Consider the following 24,835-nt stretch of genomic DNA (forward strand, 5'->3'; position numbering starts at 1 on the left):
CCGGCCCGAGGAGAATCGACGATGCGCGCAACGCCCCTGATCCTGACCGCGCTGGCCCTGGCGCCGTTGCTGGCGGTGTTCGGCGCCGGGTCCAAGCCCGCGCCCGCCGGCGAAGCGCGCGCGGTGGCCGCCTTCGCCACGGTGCAGAAGGTGTTCCAGCATCCGCGCTGCCAGAACTGCCACATCCCCGGCGACCAACCGCTGCAATTCGACGACGGCCGCCCGCACGCGCAGGGCGTGGTGCGCGGCCCCGACGGCAAGGGCGCCGCCGGCCTGCCGTGCTCGACCTGCCACGGCGAAGCCAACCTGCCGGCCAGCTACGGCCCCGGCGCGCCACCGGGCGCGCCGCACTGGCAACTGCCGCCGCCGCAGCACAAGATGGCCTGGATCGGCCTGCCCGCGCCGCAGCTGTGCGCGATGATCAAGGACAAGGAACGCAACGGCGGGCGCGATTTCGCCGCGCTGATCAAGCACGTCAGCGAAGACAAGCTGGTGCTGTGGGGATGGGCTCCCGGTGGCACGCGCGCGCCGGTGCCGGTGGCGCACGATCGGTTCGTGGAGGCGTTCAAGACTTGGGCCGATGCGGGCGGGCCTTGTCCGAAGGGATGAGTCGCTGCGTGGCGTCGCGATCCAGCTGTAGGAACGGCGCGAGCCGCGACCGCGAAACCTCGCTTGCGTCGTAAGCGCGATGTCGTGGTCGCGGCTTGCGCCGCTCCTACAGGGGCTTCGGGCGGTTTTGTGTTCGGTTGCGGGCATTGCGCGAGACGCGATCGCGCTGGCGGGAATGCGTTGTGCCTAACCGCGACTCTCCCAGCGAAAGCCGGAATTTGTTTTGCCCTTGCTCTTGCCGTTCGCCCGGACGAATCTCTACCTGAAGCCCATGTTCCGCAGCCCCGGAGGGCGTGCGCATGGATGCGCACGCGCGCCATGGGGCAGGATGCCCCTTATGGCGCGGCCCCGCGCCACTTTCGAGCCATAGTGGCTCTTGATCCGAAAAAGATAAGGCCCTTTCTTTGGTTGGCGGAGTCAATGTCCAAGTGCATCACCCTGCGCCCGCGGGTTTTTGAGTTCCTCATAGAGCACCTCGACGGGCGAGCGCCTGCCCAGGCTACGACGGGGGCGGTTGTTCATTTCCCACGCCACCTCTTTGAGGCGCTGCGCAGAATGCACCGACAGATCGGTGCCCTTGGGAAAGTATTGCCGCAACAAGCCGTTGGTGTTTTCGCAGGTTCCGCGTTGCCACGGGCTATGGGGGTCGGCGAAGTAGATCGCTAAACCAGTGCGTTCGCTCAACTGCCGATGCGATGCCATTTCCTTGCCCTGGTCGTAGGTCAAGGTCTTCTTCAAACTTTCCGGCACACCTTCGAACGCCGAGCTGAAGGCCTCCAGCACCGTGTGCGCGGTCGCGTCGGCGAGCTTGACCAGCTTGACGTACAAGGTGCGGCGGCAGACCAATACCCCAATCGCCGAGCGATTGTGCGCGCCCACGATCAGGTCGCCCTCCCAATGTCCCGGCATCAGGCGCTCATGCGCGGCCGGCGGCCGCAGGCGGATGTTGGGTAGATCCGGCAGATGGCCGCGGGCGTCGATTCCCTGGCGCGTGCGGCGGCCGGACTTGCGCCCCTGCCGCAGCAGACGGGTCACCTGGCGGCGCAATTCGCCGCGCGGCATCGCATAAATCGCGGTATAGATCGTTTCGTGCGACACGCGCAGCCAGGGCCGGTCCGGGTACAGATCCCGCAGTTTGTCGGCAATCTGTTGCGGCGACCAGCACCGTTCCAGCCAATAGCGCACGCGTCGCCACAGCACGGTGTCGCGTCGCAGCTTGCGGCGCACCCGCGCCCGCCGACGCAGCCGTTGGGCCCGCCGGCCCGCCCGGGTCGCATCGTAGCCAGGGTCGAAACGGGGGCGCCCGCGCAGCGGCGGCCCCGAATGGGACCGAAACCCATTACGGCGCAACTCGCGAGCAATAGTGCTTTGCGCCCGACCCAACGTCTGCGCGATTTGCCGTCCGCTCGCCCCTTGGGCGATCAAGACCATGATGGCGCCGCGCTCTTCTGCGCTCAGATGCGAATACTGCTGACCCATTCACAGTGCCTCACTGAGGTGATGCACTTGAGGTTAGAGACCAGCGTCCAGCACCTTGCGCGGGGATGCGCCGTAAGGGGCATCCTGCCCCTACGGCGCACGCGCGCATCCATGCGCGCGCCCTCCGGGTCTGCGCAGCTGGCGCCTCGGGTGATGAGGGGAAGCGAAGGCAACAGCAGTTGCAACGGCAACGGCAAAAGGGCTGCAGGTTCCATGCGTTCGGATTTCGGCGCCGATACCCCGGACTCAAGCATGCGGCGCGTCGCACGCCTCGCCCTCGCACGCCTCGTTCTCGATCTGCAACGTGCAATGCTCGATCCCATAACGCTCATCGAGCAGCTTCGTCAGCTCCCGCCGCAACGCCTCGCCATCCGTCCCCGGCGCCACCACCAGGTGCGCGGTCAATGCCGGGGTGCTCGAACCCAGCGACCACACGTGCAGGTCGTGCACGCCGGCGGTCGAGGCCAGCAGGGCGCGCACCGCGTCGAGGTCGATGCCCTTGGGCACGCCCTCCATCAGCACGTTGCCGGCTTCGCGCAGCAAGGTCCAGGTGCGCGGCAGCACCCACAGGCCGATCAGCACCGCCAGCACCGGGTCGATCCAGGCCCAGCCGGTGTAGCGGATCGCGATCGCGCCGGCGATCACCGCCACCGAGCCGAGCATGTCGCTCCACACTTCCAGGTAAGCGCCCTTCATGTTGAGGCTCTCGCCGCTGCCGGCGCGCAGCAGGCGCATCGCGATCAGGTTCACCGCCAGGCCGAGCGAGGCGATCACCAGCATGCCGGTGGTCGCGATCTCCGCCGGCTTGGCGAAGCGGCCGGCCGCTTCGTAAAGGATGTAGCCGGCGACGACGAACAGCATCAGGCCGTTGGCCATCGCGCCCATCGCTTCCATGCGCGCGTAGCCGAAGCTGCGCTTGGCGTCGGCCGGCCGGCGGCTGAGCCGCACCGCGGTCAGCGCGATCATCAGCGCGACCGTGTCGGTGCCCATGTGCGCGGCATCGGACAGCAGCGCCAGGCTGTTGGTGAGGAAGGCGCCGATCACTTCGGCGATGAGGAAGCCGCCGGTCAGGCCCAGCGCCCACCACAGCGGTTTCTCGTGGCGGATCGCGGCGGTGCCGTGGTCGTGTCCGCTGCCCATGTCGATTCTCCGTCAGTGCGGGCCGCCGCCGGGCGGCGACGGCCCATTCAAGCGCGCCGCGCGTGAGCGGCGCGGCATGGACGCGGGCCGCATTCGCGCGGCCCGCGCGGGACCGGCGTCAGTGCGCCGGCGCGGGCTCGCCCGGCGGCAGCGCCGCCGGCGTCGGTGCCGGCGTGTCGCCGTGGCCGCCGCGCTCCTCGTTGCGGTGCAGCCAGCGGTACAGCACCGGCAACACCAGCAGGGTCAGCAGGGTCGAGGAGACGATGCCGCCGATCACCACGGTGGCCAGCGGCCGCTGCACTTCCGAGCCGGCGCCGACGTTGAAGGCCATCGGGATGAAGCCCAGCGAGGCCACCAGCGCGGTCATCAGCACCGGCCGCAGGCGGCCGAGCGCGCCGTCGACGATGGCGTTGTCGAGCGGGTCGCCCTGTTCGCGCAGCTTGCGGATGAAGGCGATCATCACCAGACCGTTGAGCACCGCCACGCCCGACAGCGCGATGAAGCCGACGCCGGCGGAGATCGACAGCGGTATCCCGCGCAGCCACAGCGCGATGACGCCGCCGGTGAGCGCCAGCGGCACGCCGCTGAACACGATCGCGGCGTCCTTGGCCGAGCCGAAGGCCATGAACAGCAACGCGAAGATCAGCACCAATGTCACCGGCACCACCACCGCCAGACGCTGACTGGCCGAGATCAACTGCTCGAAGGTACCGCCGTAGCCGATCCAGTAACCCTCCGGCAGCTTCACCTGCGCGTCGATGCGCGAGCGCAGGTCGGTGACGAAGCCGCCGAGGTCGCGATCGCGCACGTTCGCGGTCACCACGATCCGGCGCTTGCCGTTCTCGCGGTTGATCTGGTTCGGGCCGAGCACCGACTTGATCGTCGCCACTTCGCGCAGCGGCACCGTGCGCGGCGCGCCGGCGAGCCAGGTGGCGTCGCGGCTGGACTCGTCGCGGTCGGCGGTGCCGGGCGGCAGCGGGATCGGCAGGTCGGCCAGCGCGGCCGGGTCCTGGCGCAGGTTTTCCGGCAGCCGCACGACCAGGTCGAAGCGGCGGTCGCCTTCGAAGAACTGGCCGGCCACTTCGCCGCCGACCGCGGTCGCCACGGTCTCCTGCACCGCCGCCGGGTTCAGCCCGTACACCGCCAGCGCGCGATGGTTCGGCTCGATGCTCAGCATCGGCAGGCCGGTGACCTGCTCGGTCTTCACGTCCGCCGCGCCCGGCACCTTGCGCGCCACCGCCTCGATCTGTTGCGCGACCTTGAGCAATTGCTGCAGGTCGTCGCCGTAGACCTTGACCGCGACGTCGGCGCGCACGCCCGAGATCAACTCGTTGGTGCGCATCTGGATCGGCTGGGTGAACTCGAAGTTGTTGCCGGGCAGGGTGCCGGCGATGGCTTCGATCTCCTCCATCAGCGCGTCCTTGGACTTCTTCGGGTTCGGCCACTGCTTGCGCGGCTTGAGGATCAGGTACGCGTCGGCGACCGATGGCGGCATCGGGTCGCTGGCGACTTCCGAGGTGCCGATGCGGCTGAACACCCGCTCGACCTCGGGCATCGCCAGCAGCGCCTGCTCCAGGTGCTTCTGCATCGTCGTCGACTGGGTCAGGCTGGTGCCGGGGATGCGCATGGCCTGCACTGCCACGTCGCCCTCGTCGAGGCTGGGGACGAACTCGGTGCCCATGCGCGTGGCGATGAAGCCGCTGACGATGACCAGCGCGGCGGTGCCGCCGACCACGATCGCGCGGCTGCGCAGCGCCCAGGCCAGGGCCGGCTCGTAGCGGCGCTTGAGCCAGGCCATGGCCTTGTTCTCTTTCTCGTCGACCTTGCCGCCGAGGAAGATCGCCACCGCCGCCGGCACGAAGGTCAGCGACAGCAGCATCGCGCCGGTCAGCGCCAGCACCACGGTGATCGCCATGGGGTGGAACATTTTCCCTTCGATCCCGCTGAGCGCGAAGATCGGCAGGTACACCGCGGTGATGATGCCCAAGCCGAACAGGCTGGGGCGGATCACCTCGGCGGTGGCCTTGGCGGTGAGGTCGTAGCGTTCCTCGCGGGTCATCTCGCGGCCGAGCGAGTGCTGGGCCTCGCCGAAGCGGCGCAGGCAGTTTTCGATGATGATGACCGCGCCGTCGACGATCAAACCGAAGTCGAGCGCGCCCAGGCTCATCAGGTTGCCCGAGACGCCGCCGCGGACCATGCCAGTGATGGTGAACAGCATCGCCAGCGGAATCACCAGCGCGGTGATCAGCGCGGCGCGGAAGTTGCCGAGCAGAAGGAACAGCACCACCACCACCAGCAGCGCGCCTTCGACCAGGTTCTTGGCGACGGTGGCGATGGTGCGGTCGACCAGCGAGGTGCGGTCGTACACCGGGCTGGCGCTGACGCCCTTGGGCAGGCTGGCGTTGGCGACCTTGAGCTTCTCGGCCGAGGCCTGGGCGACGTCGCGGCTGTTGGAGCCGACCAGCATGAACACCGTGCCGAGCACGACTTCGTGGCCGTTCTGGGTGGCCGCGCCGCTGCGCAGCTCCGGGCCTTCGCCGACCGTGGCGACGTCGCGGATGCGGATCGGCACGCCGTCGCGGCGGTCGAGCACGATCCCGCCGATCTGCTCGATGTCGACGATCTGCCCGGGCACGCGCACCAGGAACTGCTCGCCGTTGCGTTCGATGTAGCCGGCGCCGACGTTCTGGTTGTTGGCCGCCAGCGCGTTGACGATGTCGCGCTGGCTCAGGTTCAGCGCCATCAAGCGCGCCGGGTCCGGGGTGATGTGGATCTGCCGGGCGAAGCCGCCGGTGGTGTTGACCTCGGTGACGCCGGGGGTGTTGCGCAACTGCGGCCGGATCACCCAGTCCTGCAGCGTGCGCAGGTCGGTGGCGGTGTAGGCGCTGCCGTCGGGCTTGCGCGCCTTGGGGTCGGCGTCGACGGTGTACATGAAGATCTCGCCCAGGCCGGTGGCGATCGGCCCGAGCTGCGGTTCCAGCCCGTCGGGAATCTGCGACTTGAGCTGTTGCAGCCGCTCGGTCACCTGTTGCCGGGCGAAGTACAGGTCGGTGCCGTCCTTGAACACCACGGTGACCTGCGAAAGCCCGTAACGCGAAAGCGAGCGCGTGTAATCGAGCTTCGGCAGGCCCGCCAACGCGGTCTCGATCGGAAAGGTGACCCGTTGTTCGGCCTCCAGCGGCGAATAGCCCGGCGCCTGGGTGTTGATCTGCACCTGCACGTTGGTGATGTCGGGGGTGGCGTCGATCGGCAGCTTGGTGAAGCTCCACACGCCCAGGCCGATCAGCGCCACGGTCAGCGCCAGCATCAGCCAGCGGTGGCGGATGGCGAAGCCGATGATGCGCTCCAGCGCGCCGGCCGGGTCTTCGCCCTTGTTCGCGGGCCGCGGCTCAGTGCTCATGCGAGGCCCCCGACTTTTCGATGTCGGCCTTGATCAGGAAGCTCTGCTCCACCACCACCTGCTCGCCGGCCTTGAGCCCGGACAGCACTTCGGCGCGGCGCGCGTCGCGGCGGCCGAGCTTGACCGGGCGCGCGCTGTAGCGCTCGCCGTCGCGCACGAACACCACATCGCCGTCGTCCATGCGCTGCAGCGCGGTCAGCGGCACCGCCAGCGCCACCGGCTGCTGCTCGACCGTCACCCGCGCGTGCACGGCCGAGCCGGGACGCCACAGGCCGTCGGGGTTCTTGATCGAGGCGCGCGCGACCGTGCTCTGGCTGGCGGTCGCCGTGCCCGGCAGGATCCGGTCGATGACCGTGTCCACGCCCTGTTCCTCGCCCATGCGCATCACCGTCACCGGCAGGCCCGGGCGCAGGTGCGAGGCGTCGGCGCCGAACACGTGCAGGTCGACCCACAGCGTCGACAGGTCGGCGATCTCGAACAGCGGCGTGCCTTCGACCGCGACCTCGCCGACCGACGCGTTGCGCGCCAGCACCACGCCGGAGATCGGCGCAGAAATGCCGTAGGTGGTCAGGCTGAGGTTGCTGTCGATGGTGGCGAGCGTCTGCCCGGCCTTGACCGCATCGCCGATGTTGGCGCGCAGCGAGCGCACCGGGCCGGGGTAGCGCGCGGTGATGCGCGCCACGCGGCCTTCCAGCGGCGTGATCAGGCCCTGCACGTCGTGCTCGTCGGCGACCGTGCCGGGACCTGCCGCCGCGGCGACGATGCCGGAGCGGCGCGCGATCTCGTTCGGGATCGTCGCGGCTTCGGGCGTTTCTTCGCCGCCGCCCTTGCCGGGCACGCTTTCGCCGTGACCGGCTTCGCCTTCGGCTTCCTTGTGCGCGTGGCCGCTGTCGCCTTCGTCGGCATGGCCTTCGTCGGCGTGGTCGTCCTTGCCTTGCGCGGCGGCGGCCGGCGCGGCCTTGTCCTGGTCGGACGCGCCGCCGCAGGCGCTCAGGCTCAGGGCCAGCAGGCCCGCGGCGATCAACAGTTCGGGCTTCATGGCGTGGCTCCTGCGGGGGCGGTGGTGACGGCGAGGAAGGGCTCGCCGGTGAGGCGCTGGATCTCGATCAGCGCCAGTTGCGCGTCCAGCGCGGCGTCCAGGCGTTGGCGCCGGACCGCGACGCTCTCGGCCTGCAGCAGGGCCAGTTCCAGATAACTGATCGCGCCGGCGCGGTAGGCGTACTCGGCGGCTTTCTCCGCGCGCTCCAGGCGCGGCAGCACGTCTTGCTTCAAGCGTTCGGTTTCCAGCGCGCCGAGGCGATAGCGGCCTTGCGCTTCCACCAGCGTGGAGTACAGCGACAGACCCTTGGCCTCGCGCTCGGTTTCCAGCATCGCCAGCTCGGCCTGGGCGCCGCGGATGCCGGGTTCGGCGCGCGCGGCCGCGCCCAGCGGCATCGACACGCTGGCGACGAAGCCGAAATCGCCGTTCTCCTGCTGCCGGCGCAGGCCCACCTGCCAATCCACGTCGGCCTTGGACTGGGTCTGGGCCAGGCGCACGCGCGATTCGGCGATGCGGCGCTGGTCGACGAAGCGGGTCAGTTCCGGGTTGCGTTCCAGCAGGCTCGCCAGCGCGGTCGCGTCCTGGACCTGCGGCAGCGCGAATGGGTCGCCGGCGACCGCGGCGAAGCCCGGATCGCGCTCGCCCCACAGCGCCGCGAGGAACTGGCGCGCGGCCAGCAACGCGCGCTGCGCGCGGCTGCGGTCGAGTTCGGCGCGGGCCAGCTGCGCCTGCGCGGTCAGCAGGCCCGATTCGGGCGAGGCGCCGGCCTCCAGGCGCACCCGCGCCGCGGCCACCGCGCGCTTGCGCTGGGCGATGTCGAACTCGGCCAGTTCGATCCGGCGCTGTTCGGCGACCACGGCCAGATAGCGGCGCGCGGTTTCGGCGAGCAGGTCCAGGCGGCGGCCTTCGCGGTCCACCGCGAGCGCGTCGATGCGGCTCTGGGCGAAGGCCCGGCGCGCGTCGAGCTTGCCGCCGCGTTCGAACACCGAGGCCAGGGTCAAGGTGACTTCGGCCGCCTTGGTCCCGCTGAGCGCGCCGGTGCCGAGCGCGTTGTCGATCGACGCGCCGGCGACGTAGGCGGGCTTCTGCGCGGCGATGTCGCGCTCGGCTTCGAGCACGCTGCGCTGGTTGCCGAACAGGCGCAGGTCCGGGTGGGTGTCCTGGATCCGGCCGAAGGCGTCGTCGAGGGTGAAGACCGAGGCAGCGCGCGCGGACGCAGCGCGGACGGAACCGCGCTGGGCGCCGGTTTCGGCGTGGATGCCGTCCTGCGCGCCGGGCGGCGCGGCGGAAGCGGCGGGTGCAGCAACGGGCGGCCGCGCCTGTGCGGAAAAGCACAGCGCAGCCGTCAGGACGGCCAGGGCCGTCGGACGCAAACGCATGGGGTTGTCTCCTGAATCGCTGTAGACGCCGCGGCCTCGAGGGCGCGGCGAGAGCGGACGTCATGTCCGTGCCGGCGGGGCCGGCGGCGACTCAGGCGTGGATCGGCGGGCGCAGCGGTTGCGTGGGATCGGCCGCGACGAAGGCCGTGGCGCGCGCTGGCAGCGGGCTCGCGGGGGAGGGGGCGAGCAGCCCCAGCTCGATGCGCGGCAGCAGGGCGGCCTGCACGGCGCAGCAATGGGTGAGGTGGCGTTGCAGGTCGCCGCAGCCGTCCTGGTCGGGCAGGCCGCCGGCGTGGGCGGCGTCGAACACCAGGGCGGCGTCCGGCACCAGGTCGTCCAGTTCGCTGACTTCGCCGGCGAAGGCCAGCACCGGCTTGAACAGCATCACCGCGATCAGCACCCCGAAGACGAGGTGGCGCATGACGTTGGCGAGGGCGGACCGGGCGGGCATGGGCGCGATCTTAGAAGCCGGCGCGCGCGCAATACAATTTCACCGGGGCGCAGATCGTTCAGTCTGAGCCTGCATTTCGTGCGCCAGGCAGCGCTATCGCGCGCGCGGGCCGCGGCGCCTGGCGCGGACGCGCGCCTGGGCGCCGCGATGCCGCGACCTTGCGCCGCAGGCGCCAGTGGACCGATTGCGCATCGCGCCGGCGTCGCGCCCCCGCGATAATCCGCGCCGCGCGGCAGGACGCTGGGGCGCGGACGGCACGGCCGCATCCGCCAGGAGCGGTCAATGCGGTGCATTCGCCGCGTCATATCCCGGCCCTAATCTGCGCGCGCATCTGGCGGTCCGTAGTCCGCAATTCGCATTCTGCAGTCGGTGGTACAGGGGGTTGGCAGTGAAGTTTGTGATCGAGCCGGCGCGCATCGTCGCCGCCGGCCAGGGCCCGGGCGCGCGCCGCAGGAATGGCGCGTGGGGATGGCAGGACGCCGCAGCCGGCGTCGCCTTGGGTCTGGGGCTGGCGATCTTGTCGGGATGCGGTTCCGGCCAGCCGGCCGCGTCCGAATCGGCCGCCGCGGCGCCGGCGGCCGCGCAGGACGCCGCCGACCGCGCCGCGCCGCTGCCGCCGGCGCTGGACGAACTCGATGCCGGCGGCCTGCGCGACCGCGCCGCGCGCGCGCTGCGCGAGCAACGCATCCACACCCCGGCCGGCGACAGCGCGGTCGACTATTACCTGGCCCTGCGCGAGAAGACTCCCGGCCACGCCGACGTCGCCGCCGCGCTGACCGAACTGCAGCCGTACGTGGTGATCGCCGGCGAGCAGGCCCTGGCCGACGGCGACCTGGCCGAATCGCGGCGCCTGACCGATCTGCTGGCGCGCATGGACCCGCAGGCGCCGGCGCTGCCGCGCCTGCGCGAGGGCCTGCGCAGCGCGCAGGGCGAACAGGAGCGGCGCGCGCGCGAAGACGCCGAGCGGCTGGCGGGCGAACGCGCCGAGGCCGCGACCCTGGCCCGCGCCCAGGCCGCGCAGCGCACCGCCGCGGCCAACGCCGCGCTCAAGGCCCAGGCCAACGCCAGCGCGGCGGCGGCCGACGAGGCCGCAGCGCGCGCTTCGACCCCGCCGGCGCCGGTGCCGCATCCGGCCGCGTCCGCCGCGCTCGCCCCAGCCGCCGCCGCGGCAGCAGCGACGCCGGCCGCGCCCAAGCCGGCGGCCAAGATCGCGCCGCGCCTGATCGCCGACGCCAGCCCGCGTTACCCGTCGGTGGCGATCACCCGCAAGCTCGAAGGCAGCGTCGAGGTCGCCTTCACCATCCAGCCCGACGGCAGCACCGGCGCGGCGCGGGTGCTGTCCTCGCAGCCGGCCGGGGTGTTCGACGAGGCCGCGCTGTCGGCGGTGGCGCGGCTGCGCTTCGAAGCCAGCGGCCAGAGCCATCCGGCCCGGCGCACCTTGAACTTCAGGCTGCCGCGGCGCTGAGCGCGGGCCGCGCGCAGCGGCTCGCGGCCGGTCGCACGATCGGCCGGCGCACGAGCGGCGGGCCGGACCACGAACCGCCCGCCGCGCCGGCGCGTGCCGGACGGGCCCCGGCCCGGCGCCGCGGTTGGCGCGGTTGGCGCGAGCGGCCACAATGCCGCGCATGGACAACGCCACCTCTGACGCGGCCGTCGCCGCCCCGCTCGAAACCGTCGAAATCGAAACCGGCCCGCAGCCGGCCTGGACCGTGCTGTGGCTGCACGGCCTGGGCGACAGCGGCGAAGGCTGGGCGCCGGTGGTGCCCGAGCTGGTGCGCAAGGGCTGGCCGGCGCTGCGCTTCGTGTTCCCGCACGCGCCGGTGCGGGCGGTCACCATCAACAACGGCGCGCGCATGCGCGCCTGGTACGACATCCGCGATTTCCAGGACCTCGCCAACCGCGCCGACGAGGCCGGGGTGGAGGAGTCGGTGGCCCAGGTCGAGGCGCTGATCGCGCGCGAGGCCGGGCGCGGCGTGCCGGCTGCGCGCGTGATCCTGGCCGGATTCTCTCAGGGCGGCGCGATCGCCCTGGCCGCGGGCCTGCGCCGGCGCGAGCCGCTGGCCGGCCTGATCGCGCTGTCGACCTACCTGCCGATGGCCGACCGCCTGGTCCGCGAGGCCGCGCCCGCGGCCAGCGCGCAGCCGCTGTTCATGGCCCACGGCAGCTACGACCCGGTGGTGCCGTTCCAGGGCGGAGAGATGGCCGCCGCGCGCCTGCGCACGCTCGGCTTCAGCATCGACTGGCACACCTATCCGATGGCGCACCAGGCCTGCGCCGAGGAAATCGACGCGATCGCCGCCTGGTTGTCGCAGCGCTTCGCCGCCGCCTGAGCCGGCCTGTCTGAGCCCGCCCATCCGAGCCCGCCTGTCTGAGCCCGCCGCCGAACCGCGCGCCCATGGCCGACCTGCGTAGCGGCACCGCCGCGAGCGAACCCGAGCCCTGGCTGCCGGACCTGTGCCGGCTGCCGCGGCTGGTGGTCATGCTGAGCATGGCCGAGCTGATCGTGATCGTGCTGGCGCTGGCCCCGGACGGCAGCGCCTGGAACCTGAGCCGGTTCGTGTCCTCCAGCGCCTTCGCCCTGTGGCTGGCGCTGGCGATCTCGGTGCTGCTGTGCGTCTCGCGCCGGCAGCTGTCGCGGCTGCCGCCCGGGCTGGGCGGCTTCATCGCCACCGCCACCGCCGCCGCCATCGCCGCCGCGGTGGCGGCGGTCACCCATTGGATCGACTCGGTCACCGGGGTCGGCCTGATCCCGGCCGGCACCACGTTCGCGCGCTTCGTCGGCGGCACCGCGGCGATCGCGATCCTGGCGGTGAGCGTGGTGCTGCGCTACCTCTACGTCAACGACAGCTGGAAGGCGCAGGTCCGCGCCAACGCGCGCGCCGAGGTCGAGGCGCTGCAGGCGCGGATCAAGCCGCATTTCCTGTTCAACAGCATGAACACCATCGCCGGGCTGGTGCGCAGCGACCCGGCCGTCGCCGAGCGGGCGGTGCTGGACCTGTCGGATCTGTTCCGGGCCGCGCTGGGCGCGTCCAAGAGCGATTCCAGCCTGACCGAGGAGGTCGAGCTGGCCGAGCGCTACCTGGCGATCGAGCAGCTGCGCCTCGGCGAGCGGCTGCGGGTGGTCTGGCGCAAGCGCGAGCCGCTGCCGTGGAAGATGCCGCTGCCGCGGCTGGTGCTGCAGCCGCTGGTCGAGAACGCGGTCCTGCACGGGATCTCGCGCCTGCCCGGCGGCGGCGAGGTCGAAATCGAGCTGACCCAGCTCAGCGACCACCTGCTGTTGCGCATCCGCAACCCCGCCCCGGCCCCGGCCGAGGCCCGCGCCGGCGCCCGCCATGCCCAGCACAGCATCGGCCAGCGCCTGCGCTATGCCTATGGACCCACGGCGCGGATGACCGCAGGATGGGACGGGGGCTACTATCTGTGCGAACTGCACGTGCCGACCGGGGTGGAGGCGCAGAGCCGATGAAGGGTGCGAGGCTGGCCATGAGAGTGGTGATCGCTGACGACGAACCGTTGGCGCGCGAACGCCTGCGCGGGCTGCTGGCGCTGCGGCCGGACGTGGAGGTCGTCGCCGAAGCCGCCGACGGCCAGCACGCCCTGCACGCCTGCGCCGAGCACCGGCCGGATCTGGTCCTGCTCGACATCGCCATGCCCGGCATCGACGGCCTGGAGGCCGCGCGCCACCTGGCCGCGTTCGAGCCGCGCCCGGCGGTGGTGTTCTGCACCGCCTACGACGCCCACGCGCTGTCGGCGTTCGAGGCCGAGGCGATCGATTACCTGGTCAAGCCGGTGCGGGCCGAGCGCCTGGACGCCGCGCTCGAGCGCGTGCGCACCTTCGCCGCCGGGCGCGAGCGCGCCGGCGACGGCGAGACCGCGCCGGGCCAGGTCCGCAGCCACCTGTGCGCGCGCCTGCGCGGCAGCCTGCGGCTGATCCCGATCGAGGACGTGCATTACCTGCACGCCGAAGAGAAGTACGTGATCGTCCACCACGCGCGCGGCGAGGACCTGATCGAGGAATCGCTCAAGTCGCTGGAGGACGAATTCGGCGAACGCTTCGTGCGCATCCACCGCAACTGCCTGGTGGCGCGGCACGAGATCGTCGAACTCAAGCGCAACGCCGAGGGCCACGTGCAGGCGATCCTGCGCCACGGCAAGCAGCCGCTGGAAGTGAGCCGGCGCTGCGTGGCGTCGCTGCGCGAGACATTGAAGCACCTGTGATCGCGGCGCGGGCGATGGGCCCGCCTTCTCGCTTGAAAACCGGTCGCCCCCTGTAGGCGCTGCGCAAGCTGCGACCGCGGGGCTGCCGTTTGCGTCGCAAGCGCAGGATCGCGGTCGCAGCTTGCGCAGCGCCTACAGGGGCTTGCGTTGCGACAGCGCGGACCGGCACACACCGCGCCTCGACCGCAAGCCCCAAGCCGTTCTTCCCGCGAACGCGGGAATCCAGAGCCTTCAGCGCCATCTCCCCAACCGTCATTCCCGCGGATGCGGGAATCCAGAGCCTTCAGCGCCATCCCTCAACCGTCATTCCCGCGAACGCGGGAATCCAGAGCCTTCAGCGACATCTCCCCAACTGTCATTCCCGCCTTCGCGGGAATGACGGCCTGGAGGGCGATGCCGCCCCTTGTTCGATCACGCGCCCCGCCGCGCCTTCCCGGCCCCCTTTGGCCGCAACCCGCCGCAGCGGCGATAATGCCGGCATGAAGACCCTGCGCATCGCCACCCGCAAGAGCCCGCTCGCCCTGTGGCAGAGCGAGCATGTCGCCGACCGCCTGCGCGCCGCGCACCCCGGCCTCACGGTGACCCTGGTGCCGATGAGCACGCGCGGCGACGAGGTGCTGGACCGCTCGCTCGCGGCGATCGGCGGCAAGGGCCTGTTCCTCAAGGAGCTGGAACTGGCGATGCAGCGCGGCGAAGCCGACTGCGCCGTGCACTCGCTCAAGGACGTGCCGATGGAGCTGGAACCCGGCTTTGCCCTGCCGGCCGTGCTCGAACGCGCCGACTACGCCGACGCCTTCGTCAGCAACCATCACGACGGCATCGAGAACCTCCCGCCGGGGGCGCGCGTGGGCACCTCCTCGCTGCGCCGGCAGGCGCAGTTGCGCGCGTTGCGTCCGGACCTGCAGCTGCAGGACCTGCGCGGCAACGTCAACACCCGCTTGGCCAAGCTCGACGCCGGCGACTACGACGCCATCGTCCTGGCCTGCGCCGGCCTGCAGCGGCTCGGCCTGGACGCGCGCATCCGCCGCCGCCTGGAGGCGCCGCACTGGCTGCCGGCGCCGGCGCAGGGCGCGATCGCGGTGGAATGCCGCGAAGACGACGCGGCCACGCGCGCGCTGTGCGCCGCGCTCGACCACGCCGCCACCCGCACCTGCGTCGAGGCCGAGCGGGCGATGAACCGCAGCCTGCACGGCAGCTGCCACGTGCCGGTCGCCGCGTATGCCTGGCTCGACGGCGAACACCTGCGCCTGGACGGCCAGGTCGGTAGCGCCGGCGACGGCCGCAGCGTGCGCGCGCACGGCGAAGGCCGCGGCGACGCGCCGCAATGCCTGGGAATCGAAGTGGCGGGCCGGCTGCTGGAGCAGGGCGCGGGCGAGTTCATCGCCGCGTCGCTGCAGGGCGGGCTTGGTGAAGACGACTGAGCAGGAGGGGGCCCCGATGCTTTCGTGTCCGATGCTGCATGGCGACCTGAGCGAAGAGCGTCGGGCCTGAAGCCCCTCCCACAACAGCCGCGCAAGCCGCGGGGCTGTTGTGGGAGGGGCTTCAGCCCCGACGCTTTCGTGTCCGCTGCTGCGTGGCGATCTGAGCGAAGAGCATCGGGCCTGAAGGCTCTCCCACAACAGCCGCGCAAGCCGCGGGGGGCTGCTGTGGGAGGGGTTTCAGCCTCGACGCTTTTGTGTCCGCTGCTGTGCGGCGACCTGAGCGAAGAGCGTCGGGCCTGAAGGCCCTCCCACAACAGCCGCGCAAGCCGCGGGGGCTGCTGTGGGGGGCTTCAGCCCTGACGCTTTTGTGTCCGCTGCCGCGCGGCGACCTGAGCGAAGCCATCGGCCTGAAAGCCCTCCCGCCGGGCTCAGAACCGCCGGATCAGTTCGATCGAACTTTCGGCGCTGTCGGTGCCGCCGCCGCCTTTGTTGTCGTGGCGGATGGCGAAGTCGGTTTCCAGTTTCCAGTTCGGGTACAGGTCCACGTCCAGCCGCACCGACTGTTTGACGAAGGTGTCGCCGCGGCCGCTTTCGACCTGCACGCGCTGGGTCCAGCGGGCGCGGTCGGTGAGGCGCTGGCCGAGGTTGAGCTCGCCGCGGAACACCGCGCCGGTGCGGTTGATGCCGTCGTCGTACAGCGGCGCCAGGCGGTAGCCGGCGCCGAAACTCAGGCCGATCTGGGTCGGGCCGTCGCGCATGGCCTGAACGCCATAGCGGGCGCCGATGCGGTGGTCGTTGGAATACATCGCCCGGCTCTCGCGCGAGCTGGCGGGGGCGCTGACGCCGCCGATGCCGACGCGCTGCTGGCCGGGCAGGAACACGTTGGGCCGCAGCGGCGGCAGTTCGGCCGGGTCGATGTCGGGCAGGCGCTGCTTCGGCGCCATCGCCACGCGCCATTCTTCGTCGCCGCAGCGGGTCGAAAAACAGTACAGGCGCATCTGCGCCGGATCGCTGGCGATGGCGATCAACGTCGGGTCCCCGCCGAAGGCGGGATTGGGCAATGTGACCAGGGGCGCGCCGAGCAGGGCGAGCCCGATTGCACCGAGCATCGTCTGGAAGCGGTCGTGGAGACGGCCCAGCATAATGCCATGGAACCGGTTACAGGACGGCGACCGACGTGCGCATCGGACAGCTTTTGGTCACGCAAGCGGTGCATTGGTCCGATTCGCCGTGCGGGCCGGGCCACAACCCACGCCGGGCGGTCGTCGATACCAGGAGCCGCGTCCTGTAAGCGCCACGGGCGCGAAACTAAATGTGAAGATCATCGCAATATTCAGGCCGTTTAGCCTGATGCGACCGGCTTTCGAGGCGTCGCGGCCTCAGTAGTACAGCGTCACCAGGTGGCGGGCCTGGGCGAAGAACAGCCAGCGCTCGACCAGGGCGCCAGTAAGCACCGACAGCGCGGCGACGGCCATCAGCGGCGCGGTCGCCGCCGGCAACGCCAGCGCCAGCGCGGCCAGCGCCAGCGGCAGGGCCGCGAACAGCGCCAGCGCGATCGCGCGCAGCTTGGCCGCGTGCTTGCGCGCCAGCACATAGCCCATTTCGCGGGTGAGGTAGTTGTCCTGCGTGTGCGGGCGTTCGAACACCGATGGCGCGCGCGCCGGCAGGCCGATCGCCTCGCCGCGCGTGACCGGCAGCCGGTCGCGGTCGATCGCGCGCCAGTAACGCCATTTCAGCAGCGCGGTCAGCGGCGCCAGCGCGAGCACCGCCCAGGCCGCGACGCGGCCGGCGGCGAACGAGGCCGGCAGCGCCGCGAGCAGGGCCGCGCCGCTGAGCAGGGCGAAGGCCAGGTACACCGGCACCACCAGCGGATGACGCCAGGCCGGGATCGGCGGCAGCGAGGCGTAGATCATCGCCGTGCACGCCACCGTCAGCAGCGCGCACACCGCCAGCGCCGCGCCGGCCAGCGCCGGCCATGCCGGCGGCAGCGCGCGCTGCGGGTCCAGCGCCAGCAGCCAGCCCAGCAGCGCCAGCGCAGGCGCATAGGTCAGCAGCGCCATCACGCCCTCGCGCGACAGCCACGAGGTGCGCCATTGCGAGAACGCGCGCCAGGCGCGCAGCGGCTTGCCCAGGTGCGCGGTCGAACTCAGCAGGCCGATGGTGACCAACACCAGCGAGGCCAGCAGGCCGGCGCCGAGCGCGAACGACGGAAGTTGCGGCGCGCCGCGCAGACCGGCGTGCTGCAGCAGCGCGAGCGCGCCGAGCCAGGCCATCAGCCCGTAGCCGGCGCCGGAGAGGGTGGTGAAGAAAATGACCGAGAAAGCCGGATGCATGGGTCAGCGAAGGCCAGCGGCGAGAGGAGTCGAACGCGCCGACGGCGGGCGGATCGACCGGGACATCGCAGGCAGCGAAGCGTCGGCGCGGGCGCGGTCCGTCCGGATCAAGTACGGGGTCGGCAGGTTCTGCTCGGGCACAGCCCGATCTGCGACGATCCGGCGCGCGCGAGTCGTGCCGGCCCAAGTCGAGTCCGCGCGAGCCGCGCCCGCCCCGATCCGCCGCGAGCGCCGGAGCGCGCGCCGCCACGCGCCGTGCCGCGCACGCCGCAATTCTCCGCGCCGTGCGGACTTCATCGCGACAACACCCGGTCGAGCCAGCGCAGCACCGTCGGCAACGCCTGCGGGTCCAGCGCTTCCTCGCGTTGCGGCGCGTCGGCCTGCGCCTGGCCCGCGCGGCGCGGGCGCGGCGGCAGGTATTTGTTGGTCGGCTGGTAGCCGAGCTGCGCCATCAGGTCGACGCCGCCGCGTTCGGCCACCAGCTTCGACACCGCCGACTCCGGGTCGCCGAGGTCGCCGAAGTGGCGCGCGCGGGTCGGGCAGGCCTGCACGCAGGCCGGCTGGCGCTCGGCCTCGGACAGGTTTTCGTTGTAGATGCGGTCGACGCACAGCGTGCATTTCTTCATCACCCCTTCGACCGCGCTGTACTCGCGCGCGCCGTAGGGGCAGGCCCACGAGCACAGCTTGCAGCCGATGCACTTGTCCTCGTCGACCAGCACGATGCCGTCTTCGGCGCGCTTGTAGCTGGCGCCGGTCGGGCACACGGTGACGCAGGCCGGCTGCTCGCAGTGCAGGCACGAACGCGGGAAGTGCAGGGTCATCGCCGGTTGCGGCGCGTCGGCGACGGCAGCACCGGCGGCGGCACCGGCATCGCCGGCGACGCCGCAACCACCGCCGGCCGGCGCGTCCTGCGCCGCCAGCTCGTAGCTGTGCACGCGGTTGAACCAGACCCCGCTGGGGTCTTCGCCGTAAGGACGCTCGTCGGTCAGCGGCGCGGCGAAACCGCCGGCGTTCCACTCCTTGCAGCTCACCGCGCAGGCATGACAGCCCACGCAGGTGTCCAGGTCGATCACCAGGCCGAGTTTCTTCTTCGACGGCGGCGGCAGCGCGGTCATCGCCGGCGCCCTGCGAACACCAGCCACAGCCCCAGCGCGAACACCGACAGGCCCAGCGCCACGCTCGGCAGCAACGCCACCATCGCCGGCGTCGCCGCGGCCGGCGCGGCCGGGTCCAGGCCGCCCAGGCCGAGCAGGAACACCACCGCGACGCCGGCCAGCATGCACAGCAGGCCGGCGAACACTCGCGCCGCCCTCATCGCGATGCGCCCGTCGGCGCGGCCCGTCGGCCGGTGTTTGCAGCGGCAATCATGGTGCGCTCGCCTCCCTGGCGTTGGTGCGGCAACGACGTGGTTCATCGCTGTCGCCGGAACTCTACGCCGTAACGCAGCGGCCGGTCATCGGCGGCCGGGCCCGGCAACGGTTCGAACTGCGGCCGCGACTGCGCGTCGCCGGCGGCGTCGGCCTTGCGGATCGCCACGCGCAGGTCGAACCACGCCGCCTGGCCGGTGACCGGGTCGGCGTTGGCGTAGTCGCCGCGCGGCGTCACGTCGCTGATCAGATGGTTGAGCAGGAAGCCCTTGCGCCCTTCCGGCGCGTCCTTGTCGAGCTTCCACGCGCCGCGGCGCTTGCCGATCGCGTTCCAGGTCCAGACCGTGTCGGGCTGGACGTTGCCGGCGAACTTGGCCTGCACGCGGATGCGGCCGTGGTGCGATTCGACCTCGATCCAGTCCTCGTCGGCGATGCCGTGGCGCGCGCCGGTGTCCGGATGCAGGTACAGGTAGTTGCGCGCGGCGATCTGGCGCAGCCAGGCGTTCTGCGAGCCCCAGGCGTGGTACATGAACATCGGCCGCTGGGTCACCGCGCTGAGCGGGAAGCGCGTCGCGCCGTCCTCGACCTGCGCGCCTTCGAACGGCTCGTACCAGATCGGCAGCGGATCGAAGTACGTCGCCACGCGCTCGCGATGCTGTTCCGGCGGCTGCTGCGCGCCGTGGCCTTGCGCGGCGAGGCGGAATTTCTGCAGCGTCTCGCTGTACAGCTGCAGCGCGATCGGATCGGCGTGGCCGAGGAAGCCCAGCTTCTGCGCCCAGTCGAGATAGGCGCGGTTGCTCATCTTGAAATAGCGCGCCGCCTCCGGCACGTGGCCGCGCCAGAAGCCGCCGTTGTCGATGTAGCGCTGCAACTGCTCGGGATTCGGCGGGCCCTTGGCTTCGAGTTCGCCGCGCTCGCCGCGCCAGCCGGCGAGCAGGCCGACGCCGGGCGCGCGTTCGTGGCGGACGATGTAGTCGGCGTAGTCGCGGTAGCGCGGGCTGCCGTCGTCGAGGGTCATGCCGGGCAGGCCGATGCGCGCGCCGAGGTCGAGCAGCACCGACTGGAAGCCGCGCACGTCGCGCGGCGCTTCGTCCTCGCGCAGGCGCTGGCTGGCCGCGTCGACGATCGGATGGCGGATCGCGTCGCAGGCCGAATCCGCGTCGGAGATCGGCCGGTCGAGCAGGCTGATCGCGTCGAAGCGCTCCAGGTAGGTCGTGTCCGGCAGCACCAGGTCGGCGTAGGCGGTCATCTCCGAGGCGTAGGCGTCGGCGTAGACGATGTGCGGGATGCGGTACTCGCCGCTCTCGTCCTTGTCGGTCAGCCAGCCCATGGTCTGGCGGGTGTTCATCGCCGAGTTCCAGCTCATGTTGGCCATGAACATCATCAGCGTGTCGATCTTGTACGGATCGCCGGCCCAGGCGTTGCGGATCACGCTGTGCATCATGCCGTGCGCGGACAACGGGTAGCCCCAGGAGAAGGCATGGTCGATGCGGCGCGGGTTGCCGTCGGCGTCGACCACCAGGTCCTCGGGGCCGTGGACGAAACCCAGCGGCGCCGCATCCAGCGCGCCGTTGGCCTGACGCTGTTTCCCGGGACGGTTCGGCGGCGGGATCGGCTTGGGATAGGGCGGCTGGTAGCGGAACGAGCCGGGCGTGTCGACCGCGCCGAGCAACAGCTGCAGCAGGTGCAGCGCGCGGCAGGTGTGGAAGCCGTTGCTGTGCGCGCTGATGCCGCGCATCGCATGCAGGCTGACCGGGCGCCCGACCATCTCGGCGTGCTCGCGGCCGTGCGCGTCGGTCCAGGCGACCGGCAGGCGCACGGGATGTTCGAACGCGGCTTCGGCCAGTTCGCGGGCGATGCGGCGGATGGTGTCGGCGGGAATGCCGCAGCGTTCGGCGACGGCGTCGGGCGCGTACTGCGGATCGAGGTAGCGCTCGGCGACGAGGTGGAACACCGGCACCGCGCGGCGGCCGTCGGCGAGCGCGTATTCGCCGACCACGGCCGGCGAGACGTCCACCGCCTCGGCGCGCTGCGCGCCGCCGGAATTGCGGTCCCAGCACAGCGCGCGGCCTTCGCCGTCGCGCGCGAACAAGCCATCGTCGGCCCCGCCCGGATTGCGCAGCACCAGCCAGTGCGCATTGGTGTAGCGCACCAGATAGTCCAGGTCGATCGTGTCGGCTTTCAGCAACTCGTGGATCAGCGCGAACGCGAACAGCCCGTCCGTCCCCGGCCGAATCCCGATCCACTCGTCGGCGATCGCGCCATAGCCGCTGCGCACCGGATTGACCGCGACGATCTTGGCCCCGCGCGCCTTGAGCTTGCCCAGGCCGAGCTTGATCGGATTGGAGTCGTGGTCTTCGGCCACGCCCCACATCATGAGGTAGCGCGAATGCTCCCAGTCGGGCTCGCCGAATTCCCAGAACGAGCCGCCCAGCGTGTACAGCCCGCCGGCGGCCATGTTGACCGAGCAGAAACCGCCGTGCGCGGCGTAGTTGACCGTACCGAACTGCTGCGCCCACCAGCCGGTCAGCGCCTGCGACTGGTCGCGGCCGGTGAAGAACGCCAGTTCGTCCGGATTGCGTTCGCGGATCGCGCCGAGCCAGCCGGCGGCGATCGACAAGGCTTCGTCCCATTCGATCTCGCGGAACTCGCCGCGGCCGCGCTCGCCGACCCGCAGCAGCGGCTTGCTCAGCCGCGCCGGCGAGTAGTGCTGCATGATCCCGGCCGAGCCCTTGGCGCACAGCACGCCCTGGTTGACCGGATGCTCGGGGTTGCCCTGGATGTAGCGGATGCGACCGTCCGCCAGCCACACCTTGATGCCGCAGCGGCAGGCGCACATGTAACAAGTTGTAGTCTTGACCGTATCGCCGGGCGAGGGCGACAGGTCGAGCGCTGGCTCGGACGGAGCGGGCTGTCTCATGCGGCCATTGTGCCTACTGCGTCGCACTCAGGCGAGCGCGCCGGCGCGGCTTGTCGCTGCTGCGGCGGTGCGGACATACTGCGACGCGCGGCGACGCGCCCAGGGAGCGACAGGGAATGGATTTCGTATTCGGGTTCGCCGCCTACGGCGGACCGATCTGGACCGCCGCGTTGCTGGCCTGGGTCGGCTACTGCGAGCGCGTGCGCCGGCCCGGCTTCAATCGCTGGCATCTGGCCGCGATCGTCTCCGCGGCGCTCGGCGTCGGCGCCTTGTTCGTATTACAGAAAATGGGCGCGGCGATGCGCGCGACGGGCGGCTGAATGCGCGACCCGCGTCGCCGCGGTCGCAGTCCATGCGACCGCGCCCGTGTCTAATGTCACTTCACCGCCGGCGCCTCGATCCTGATACTCGGATCGTTGTAACGCGAATACTTCAAAGTGGAGGTATAGGTCTTGCCGCCGACCTCGGCCACGTTGACCGCCTGCACCGGGTAGCCGGTGTCGGCAGCCACCCAGAAGGTCGAGGAGGTCTTGTTCGGTTGGCTGTTCTCCACCTTGTACTTGCGCGTCGCGGTGCCGGCGAGGGTTTCGCTGCCCAGCGCGGCGACCTTGAGCGTCTGCAGGTTGCCCAGCACCTTCTCGCGGCTGCGCGTGCCCGCCACGCCGCCGCCGGGCGCGGGTTGCTTGCGGGTCTTGCCTTGGACGGTCACGTACATGGTGTCGCCGATCAGGACCTGGTCGCCCACCGCTCCCAGCCTCACGCGCATGCGGTCGGGCGCGACGAAGTCGGTCTCGGTAGCCGCGCCGGGGCCCATGCTCATGCTGGCGTGGTAGCTCTTGGCGGCGAGGAACTTGTCCACCGCGGCGACCACCTCCTCCTTCGGCCCGGCGACGGCCGGGTGGGCGGCGGCCAGACCCAGCAGTACCGCCGCCGGGACCAGTGTTGCGGATAATGACGTCTTGATCACGTAGGATCCTCAGGTTCGATGGTGGCGGCCGAACAGCGGCCGGTGCCATGCTAGTTCTGTCCCCACCGCCTCCACCACATCTCGGCCGACATGGAACGTATCGAACGCATTCACGCGTTGCACCGGATTCTCACTGCGGCCAGGTACCCGGTCACAGTTCAGCGGCTCCAGGAGGACCTGGAATGCTCGCGGGCGACCGTCTATCGGGACCTGGCCTATCTGCGCGACTACCTGATGGCACCGGTGGTCGGCAACGGCGAGGCGGGCTTCCGCTACGACACCAGCGAGGGCGACCGCTTCGAGCTGCCCGGCCTGTGGCTGAGCTCGGAGGAACTGCACGCGCTGCTGGCCGCGCAGCAGTTGCTGATGCGCAGCGGCGGGGGCGTGTTGTCGAACGCGCTGGCGCCGTTGCAGCAGCGCATCGAAAAGCTGCTCGACGAGCACGCCGGCGGCCGCCGCCTGCCGGTGGAGCGGGTGCGGGTGATCCCGCACCGCACCCGCCGCCAGGACGAGACCGCGTTCCGCACGGTCGCCACCGCGGTGCTCGACCGCAAGCGCCTGACGTTCGAATACCGCGCCCGCTCCACCGACGAGCGCACCCGCCGCAGCGTCTCGCCGCAGCGGCTGACGCACTATCGCGAGAACTGGTACCTCGACGCCTGGGACCACGAGCGCGATGCGCTGCGCAGCTTCTCGGTCGACCGCATCAGCGCGGCCAAGATCGGCGAGGACGCGGCGCACGACGTCGCCGACGACGAACTCGACCAGCACCTCGCGTCGAGCTACGGCATCTTCTCCGGCGCGCCCAAGGGCTGGGCGACGATCCTGTTCAGCGCCAAGGCGGCGCGCTGGGTCGCCGACGAGCACTGGCATTCGCAGCAGCAGGGCCGGTTCCTGCCCGACGGCCGCTACGAGCTCAAGGTGCCCTACAGCGCCGGGCGCGAGCTGCTGATGGACGTGATGCATTACGGCAACGACGCCGAGATCGTCGAGCCGGTGGTGCTGCGCGAGCAGGCCAAGACCATGCTGGAGCTGGCGTTGAGCAACTACGGCCGCTGATGGCCGGCGCCGATATTCCGCGCGCCGGCCAGACCGGCCTGGCCGAGCAGGGCGAACCCGTCGCCCTGGTGCTCGGCGCGGGCGGCGCGCGCGGGCTGGCCCAGATCGGGGTGATCGAGGCGCTGCAGGCGCGCGGCCTGCGCATCGTCGCGGTCGCCGGTTCCTCCAGCGGCGCGCTGGTCGGCGGCTTGTTCGCCGCCGGCAAGATGGGGGTCTACCGCGACTGGCTCTACAGCATGAGCCGCACCGACATGCTGCGCCTGCTCGACCCGGTGTTCGGCCAGCCGGCGCTGTTCCGCGGCGACCGGCTCATGCACGCGCTGCGCGAGCTGATCGGCGAGCCGCGCATCGAGGAATTGCCGGTGCAGTTCACCGCGGTCGCGGTCGACCTGCTGCGCCAGCGCGAGGTGTGGCTGCGCGAAGGCGACCTGTGGGACGCGATCCGCGCCTCGATCGCCATCCCCGGCGTGTTCACCCCGTACGAGCTGCACGGCCGCGAGCTGGTCGACGGCGGCCTGCTGGCGCCGCTGCCGATCACCGCCACGCGCCTGTCCGACGCGCACCGGCTGATCGCGGTGGACATGCATGGCTGGCCCGACCAGCCCACCGGCGCGCTCGGCCGCCATGCCGGCGCCGACGAAGCGCGGCACGCGCCGGTGCCGGCTTCGCAGATCGTCTCGGTCAAGCCGCCGCCGCTGACCCGCTGGTTCCGCCGCAACCAGCCGGTGACGGTCGACCCGCCCGAAGACGCGCCGCCGCACGAGCTGAGCTTCAGCGAACTGATGGCGCGTTCGCTCGACACCATGCAGGCGCAGATCGCGCGCGTGCAACTTGCGCTGGACCCGCCCGAACTGGTCATCCGCATTCCGCGCGACGCCTGCCAGTTCTATGAATTCTGGCGCGCCAAGGAATTGATCGAACTCGGCCGCGAGCAGGCCGAGCAGGCCCTGGACAAGGCCGGGTACTGAGCCGGCCGCCGCCGCGGAGACGGCGGTCCCGACGAGCGGTCGCCGATATCGCAGCCCCTGAGACGCCGCGGCGGGAAGTTGGACT

The 24,835-nt window shown here is 71.3% G+C and carries 21 protein-coding genes and 1 pseudogene; 9 read left to right on the forward strand and 13 right to left on the reverse strand.

The features are described from left to right. The first annotated feature begins 21 nt into the window (after positions 1–21). Positions 22–609, forward strand: a complete 588-nt coding sequence (locus tag RDV84_RS10360; protein ID WP_157490439.1) for a hypothetical protein — start codon at positions 22–24, stop codon at positions 607–609. 417 nt (positions 610–1,026) lie between these two features. Here the strand turns inward: RDV84_RS10360 and RDV84_RS10365 are convergent, their stop codons facing one another. From RDV84_RS10365 to RDV84_RS10390, 6 genes and pseudogenes are all read right to left on the reverse strand, one after another. Continuing rightward, positions 1,027–2,088 carry an IS30 family transposase gene (locus RDV84_RS10365; protein WP_309151652.1) on the reverse strand — a complete coding sequence of 354 codons (1,062 nt, stop codon included), beginning with the start codon at positions 2,086–2,088 and terminating at the stop codon, positions 1,027–1,029. Positions 2,089–2,343: 255 nt separating this feature from the next. Further along, positions 2,344–3,228 (reverse strand): annotated as a pseudogene (locus tag RDV84_RS10370) (cation diffusion facilitator family transporter); the annotation flags it as partial. A 118-nt stretch (positions 3,229–3,346) separates the two neighbouring features. Continuing rightward, positions 3,347–6,628: an efflux RND transporter permease subunit gene (locus RDV84_RS10375; protein WP_078995921.1), complete on the reverse strand. Its 3,282-nt coding sequence runs from the start codon at positions 6,626–6,628 to the stop codon at positions 3,347–3,349. Next, positions 6,618–7,667 (reverse strand): efflux RND transporter periplasmic adaptor subunit, encoded by a 1,050-nt coding sequence (locus RDV84_RS10380; protein ID WP_309153357.1) that lies wholly within the window; start codon positions 7,665–7,667, stop codon positions 6,618–6,620. Before RDV84_RS10380 ends, RDV84_RS10375 begins: the two co-directional genes overlap by 11 nt. Beyond that, complete coding sequence (locus RDV84_RS10385; RefSeq protein WP_082644679.1) at positions 7,664–9,046, reverse strand: TolC family protein; 1,383 nt, start codon at positions 9,044–9,046, stop codon at positions 7,664–7,666. Before RDV84_RS10385 ends, RDV84_RS10380 begins: the two co-directional genes overlap by 4 nt. A gap of 91 nt (positions 9,047–9,137) precedes the next feature. Beyond that, positions 9,138–9,497 carry a hypothetical protein gene (locus tag RDV84_RS10390; protein ID WP_309153358.1) on the reverse strand — a complete coding sequence of 120 codons (360 nt, stop codon included), beginning with the start codon at positions 9,495–9,497 and terminating at the stop codon, positions 9,138–9,140. A 388-nt stretch (positions 9,498–9,885) separates the two neighbouring features. Between RDV84_RS10390 and RDV84_RS10395 the strand changes: the two genes are divergently transcribed. From RDV84_RS10395 to hemC, 5 genes are all read left to right on the forward strand, one after another. After that, entirely contained in the window at positions 9,886–10,962 is a 1,077-nt protein-coding gene (locus RDV84_RS10395) for an energy transducer TonB (RefSeq protein ID WP_309153359.1), read from the forward strand. 160 nt (positions 10,963–11,122) lie between these two features. Continuing rightward, a complete protein-coding gene (locus tag RDV84_RS10400; RefSeq protein ID WP_309153360.1) occupies positions 11,123–11,827 on the forward strand; it encodes an alpha/beta hydrolase in 705 nt (234 codons plus the stop codon). Between the two features lie 65 nt (positions 11,828–11,892). Beyond that, positions 11,893–12,963, forward strand: coding sequence for a sensor histidine kinase (locus RDV84_RS10405; protein WP_082644678.1), 1,071 nt, complete (start codon positions 11,893–11,895; stop codon positions 12,961–12,963). A gap of 17 nt (positions 12,964–12,980) precedes the next feature. Beyond that, entirely contained in the window at positions 12,981–13,715 is a 735-nt protein-coding gene (locus RDV84_RS10410) for a LytR/AlgR family response regulator transcription factor (protein ID WP_057949142.1), read from the forward strand. 479 nt (positions 13,716–14,194) lie between these two features. After that, the gene (gene hemC, locus RDV84_RS10415) at positions 14,195–15,136 is read left to right on the forward strand and encodes a hydroxymethylbilane synthase (RefSeq protein WP_250449057.1); all 942 of its coding nucleotides are present in this window, start codon (positions 14,195–14,197) and stop codon (positions 15,134–15,136) included. Between the two features lie 237 nt (positions 15,137–15,373). On the opposite strand, the gene RDV84_RS27325 is transcribed toward hemC, so the two are convergent. The 6 genes from RDV84_RS27325 to RDV84_RS10440 form a co-directional block, all read right to left on the reverse strand. Further along, entirely contained in the window at positions 15,374–15,448 is a 75-nt protein-coding gene (locus tag RDV84_RS27325) for a DUF6053 domain-containing protein (RefSeq protein WP_486624526.1), read from the reverse strand. A 116-nt stretch (positions 15,449–15,564) separates the two neighbouring features. Next, positions 15,565–16,278: a DUF481 domain-containing protein gene (locus RDV84_RS10420; protein ID WP_057949140.1), complete on the reverse strand. Its 714-nt coding sequence runs from the start codon at positions 16,276–16,278 to the stop codon at positions 15,565–15,567. A gap of 237 nt (positions 16,279–16,515) precedes the next feature. Continuing rightward, on the reverse strand, positions 16,516–17,469 hold the full coding sequence (locus tag RDV84_RS10425) for a dimethyl sulfoxide reductase anchor subunit family protein (RefSeq protein ID WP_309153361.1): 954 nt from the start codon (positions 17,467–17,469) through the stop codon (positions 16,516–16,518). A 293-nt stretch (positions 17,470–17,762) separates the two neighbouring features. Then, positions 17,763–18,584, reverse strand: a complete 822-nt coding sequence (locus RDV84_RS10430) for a 4Fe-4S dicluster domain-containing protein (protein ID WP_309153362.1) — start codon at positions 18,582–18,584, stop codon at positions 17,763–17,765. Then, on the reverse strand, positions 18,581–18,784 hold the full coding sequence (locus RDV84_RS10435) for a hypothetical protein (protein ID WP_139381771.1): 204 nt from the start codon (positions 18,782–18,784) through the stop codon (positions 18,581–18,583). Before RDV84_RS10435 ends, RDV84_RS10430 begins: the two co-directional genes overlap by 4 nt. 95 nt (positions 18,785–18,879) lie before the next feature. Beyond that, positions 18,880–21,756 (reverse strand): molybdopterin oxidoreductase family protein, encoded by a 2,877-nt coding sequence (locus RDV84_RS10440; RefSeq protein ID WP_309153363.1) that lies wholly within the window; start codon positions 21,754–21,756, stop codon positions 18,880–18,882. Between the two features lie 116 nt (positions 21,757–21,872). Here RDV84_RS10440 and RDV84_RS10445 point away from each other — a divergent pair, with 116 nt between their 5' ends. Continuing rightward, a complete protein-coding gene (locus tag RDV84_RS10445) occupies positions 21,873–22,076 on the forward strand; it encodes a hypothetical protein (protein ID WP_309153364.1) in 204 nt (67 codons plus the stop codon). 56 nt (positions 22,077–22,132) lie between these two features. On the opposite strand, the gene RDV84_RS10450 is transcribed toward RDV84_RS10445, so the two are convergent. Beyond that, positions 22,133–22,723 carry a LolA-like protein gene (locus tag RDV84_RS10450; protein ID WP_138885341.1) on the reverse strand — a complete coding sequence of 197 codons (591 nt, stop codon included), beginning with the start codon at positions 22,721–22,723 and terminating at the stop codon, positions 22,133–22,135. 90 nt (positions 22,724–22,813) lie between these two features. On the opposite strand from RDV84_RS10450, the gene RDV84_RS10455 reads away from it, so the two are divergent. Both RDV84_RS10455 and RDV84_RS10460 read left to right on the forward strand, forming a co-directional pair. Beyond that, complete coding sequence (locus RDV84_RS10455) at positions 22,814–23,782, forward strand: helix-turn-helix transcriptional regulator (RefSeq protein WP_057949134.1); 969 nt, start codon at positions 22,814–22,816, stop codon at positions 23,780–23,782. Next, the gene (locus tag RDV84_RS10460; RefSeq protein WP_057949133.1) at positions 23,782–24,750 is read left to right on the forward strand and encodes a patatin-like phospholipase family protein; all 969 of its coding nucleotides are present in this window, start codon (positions 23,782–23,784) and stop codon (positions 24,748–24,750) included. The genes RDV84_RS10455 and RDV84_RS10460 overlap by 1 nt, the downstream gene beginning before the upstream one ends. Positions 24,751–24,835 lie beyond the last annotated feature (85 nt).

Origin of the sequence: Lysobacter yananisis (assembly GCF_031199375.1) — a bacterium.
Classification (GTDB): Bacteria; Pseudomonadota; Gammaproteobacteria; order Xanthomonadales; family Xanthomonadaceae; genus Lysobacter; species Lysobacter yananisis.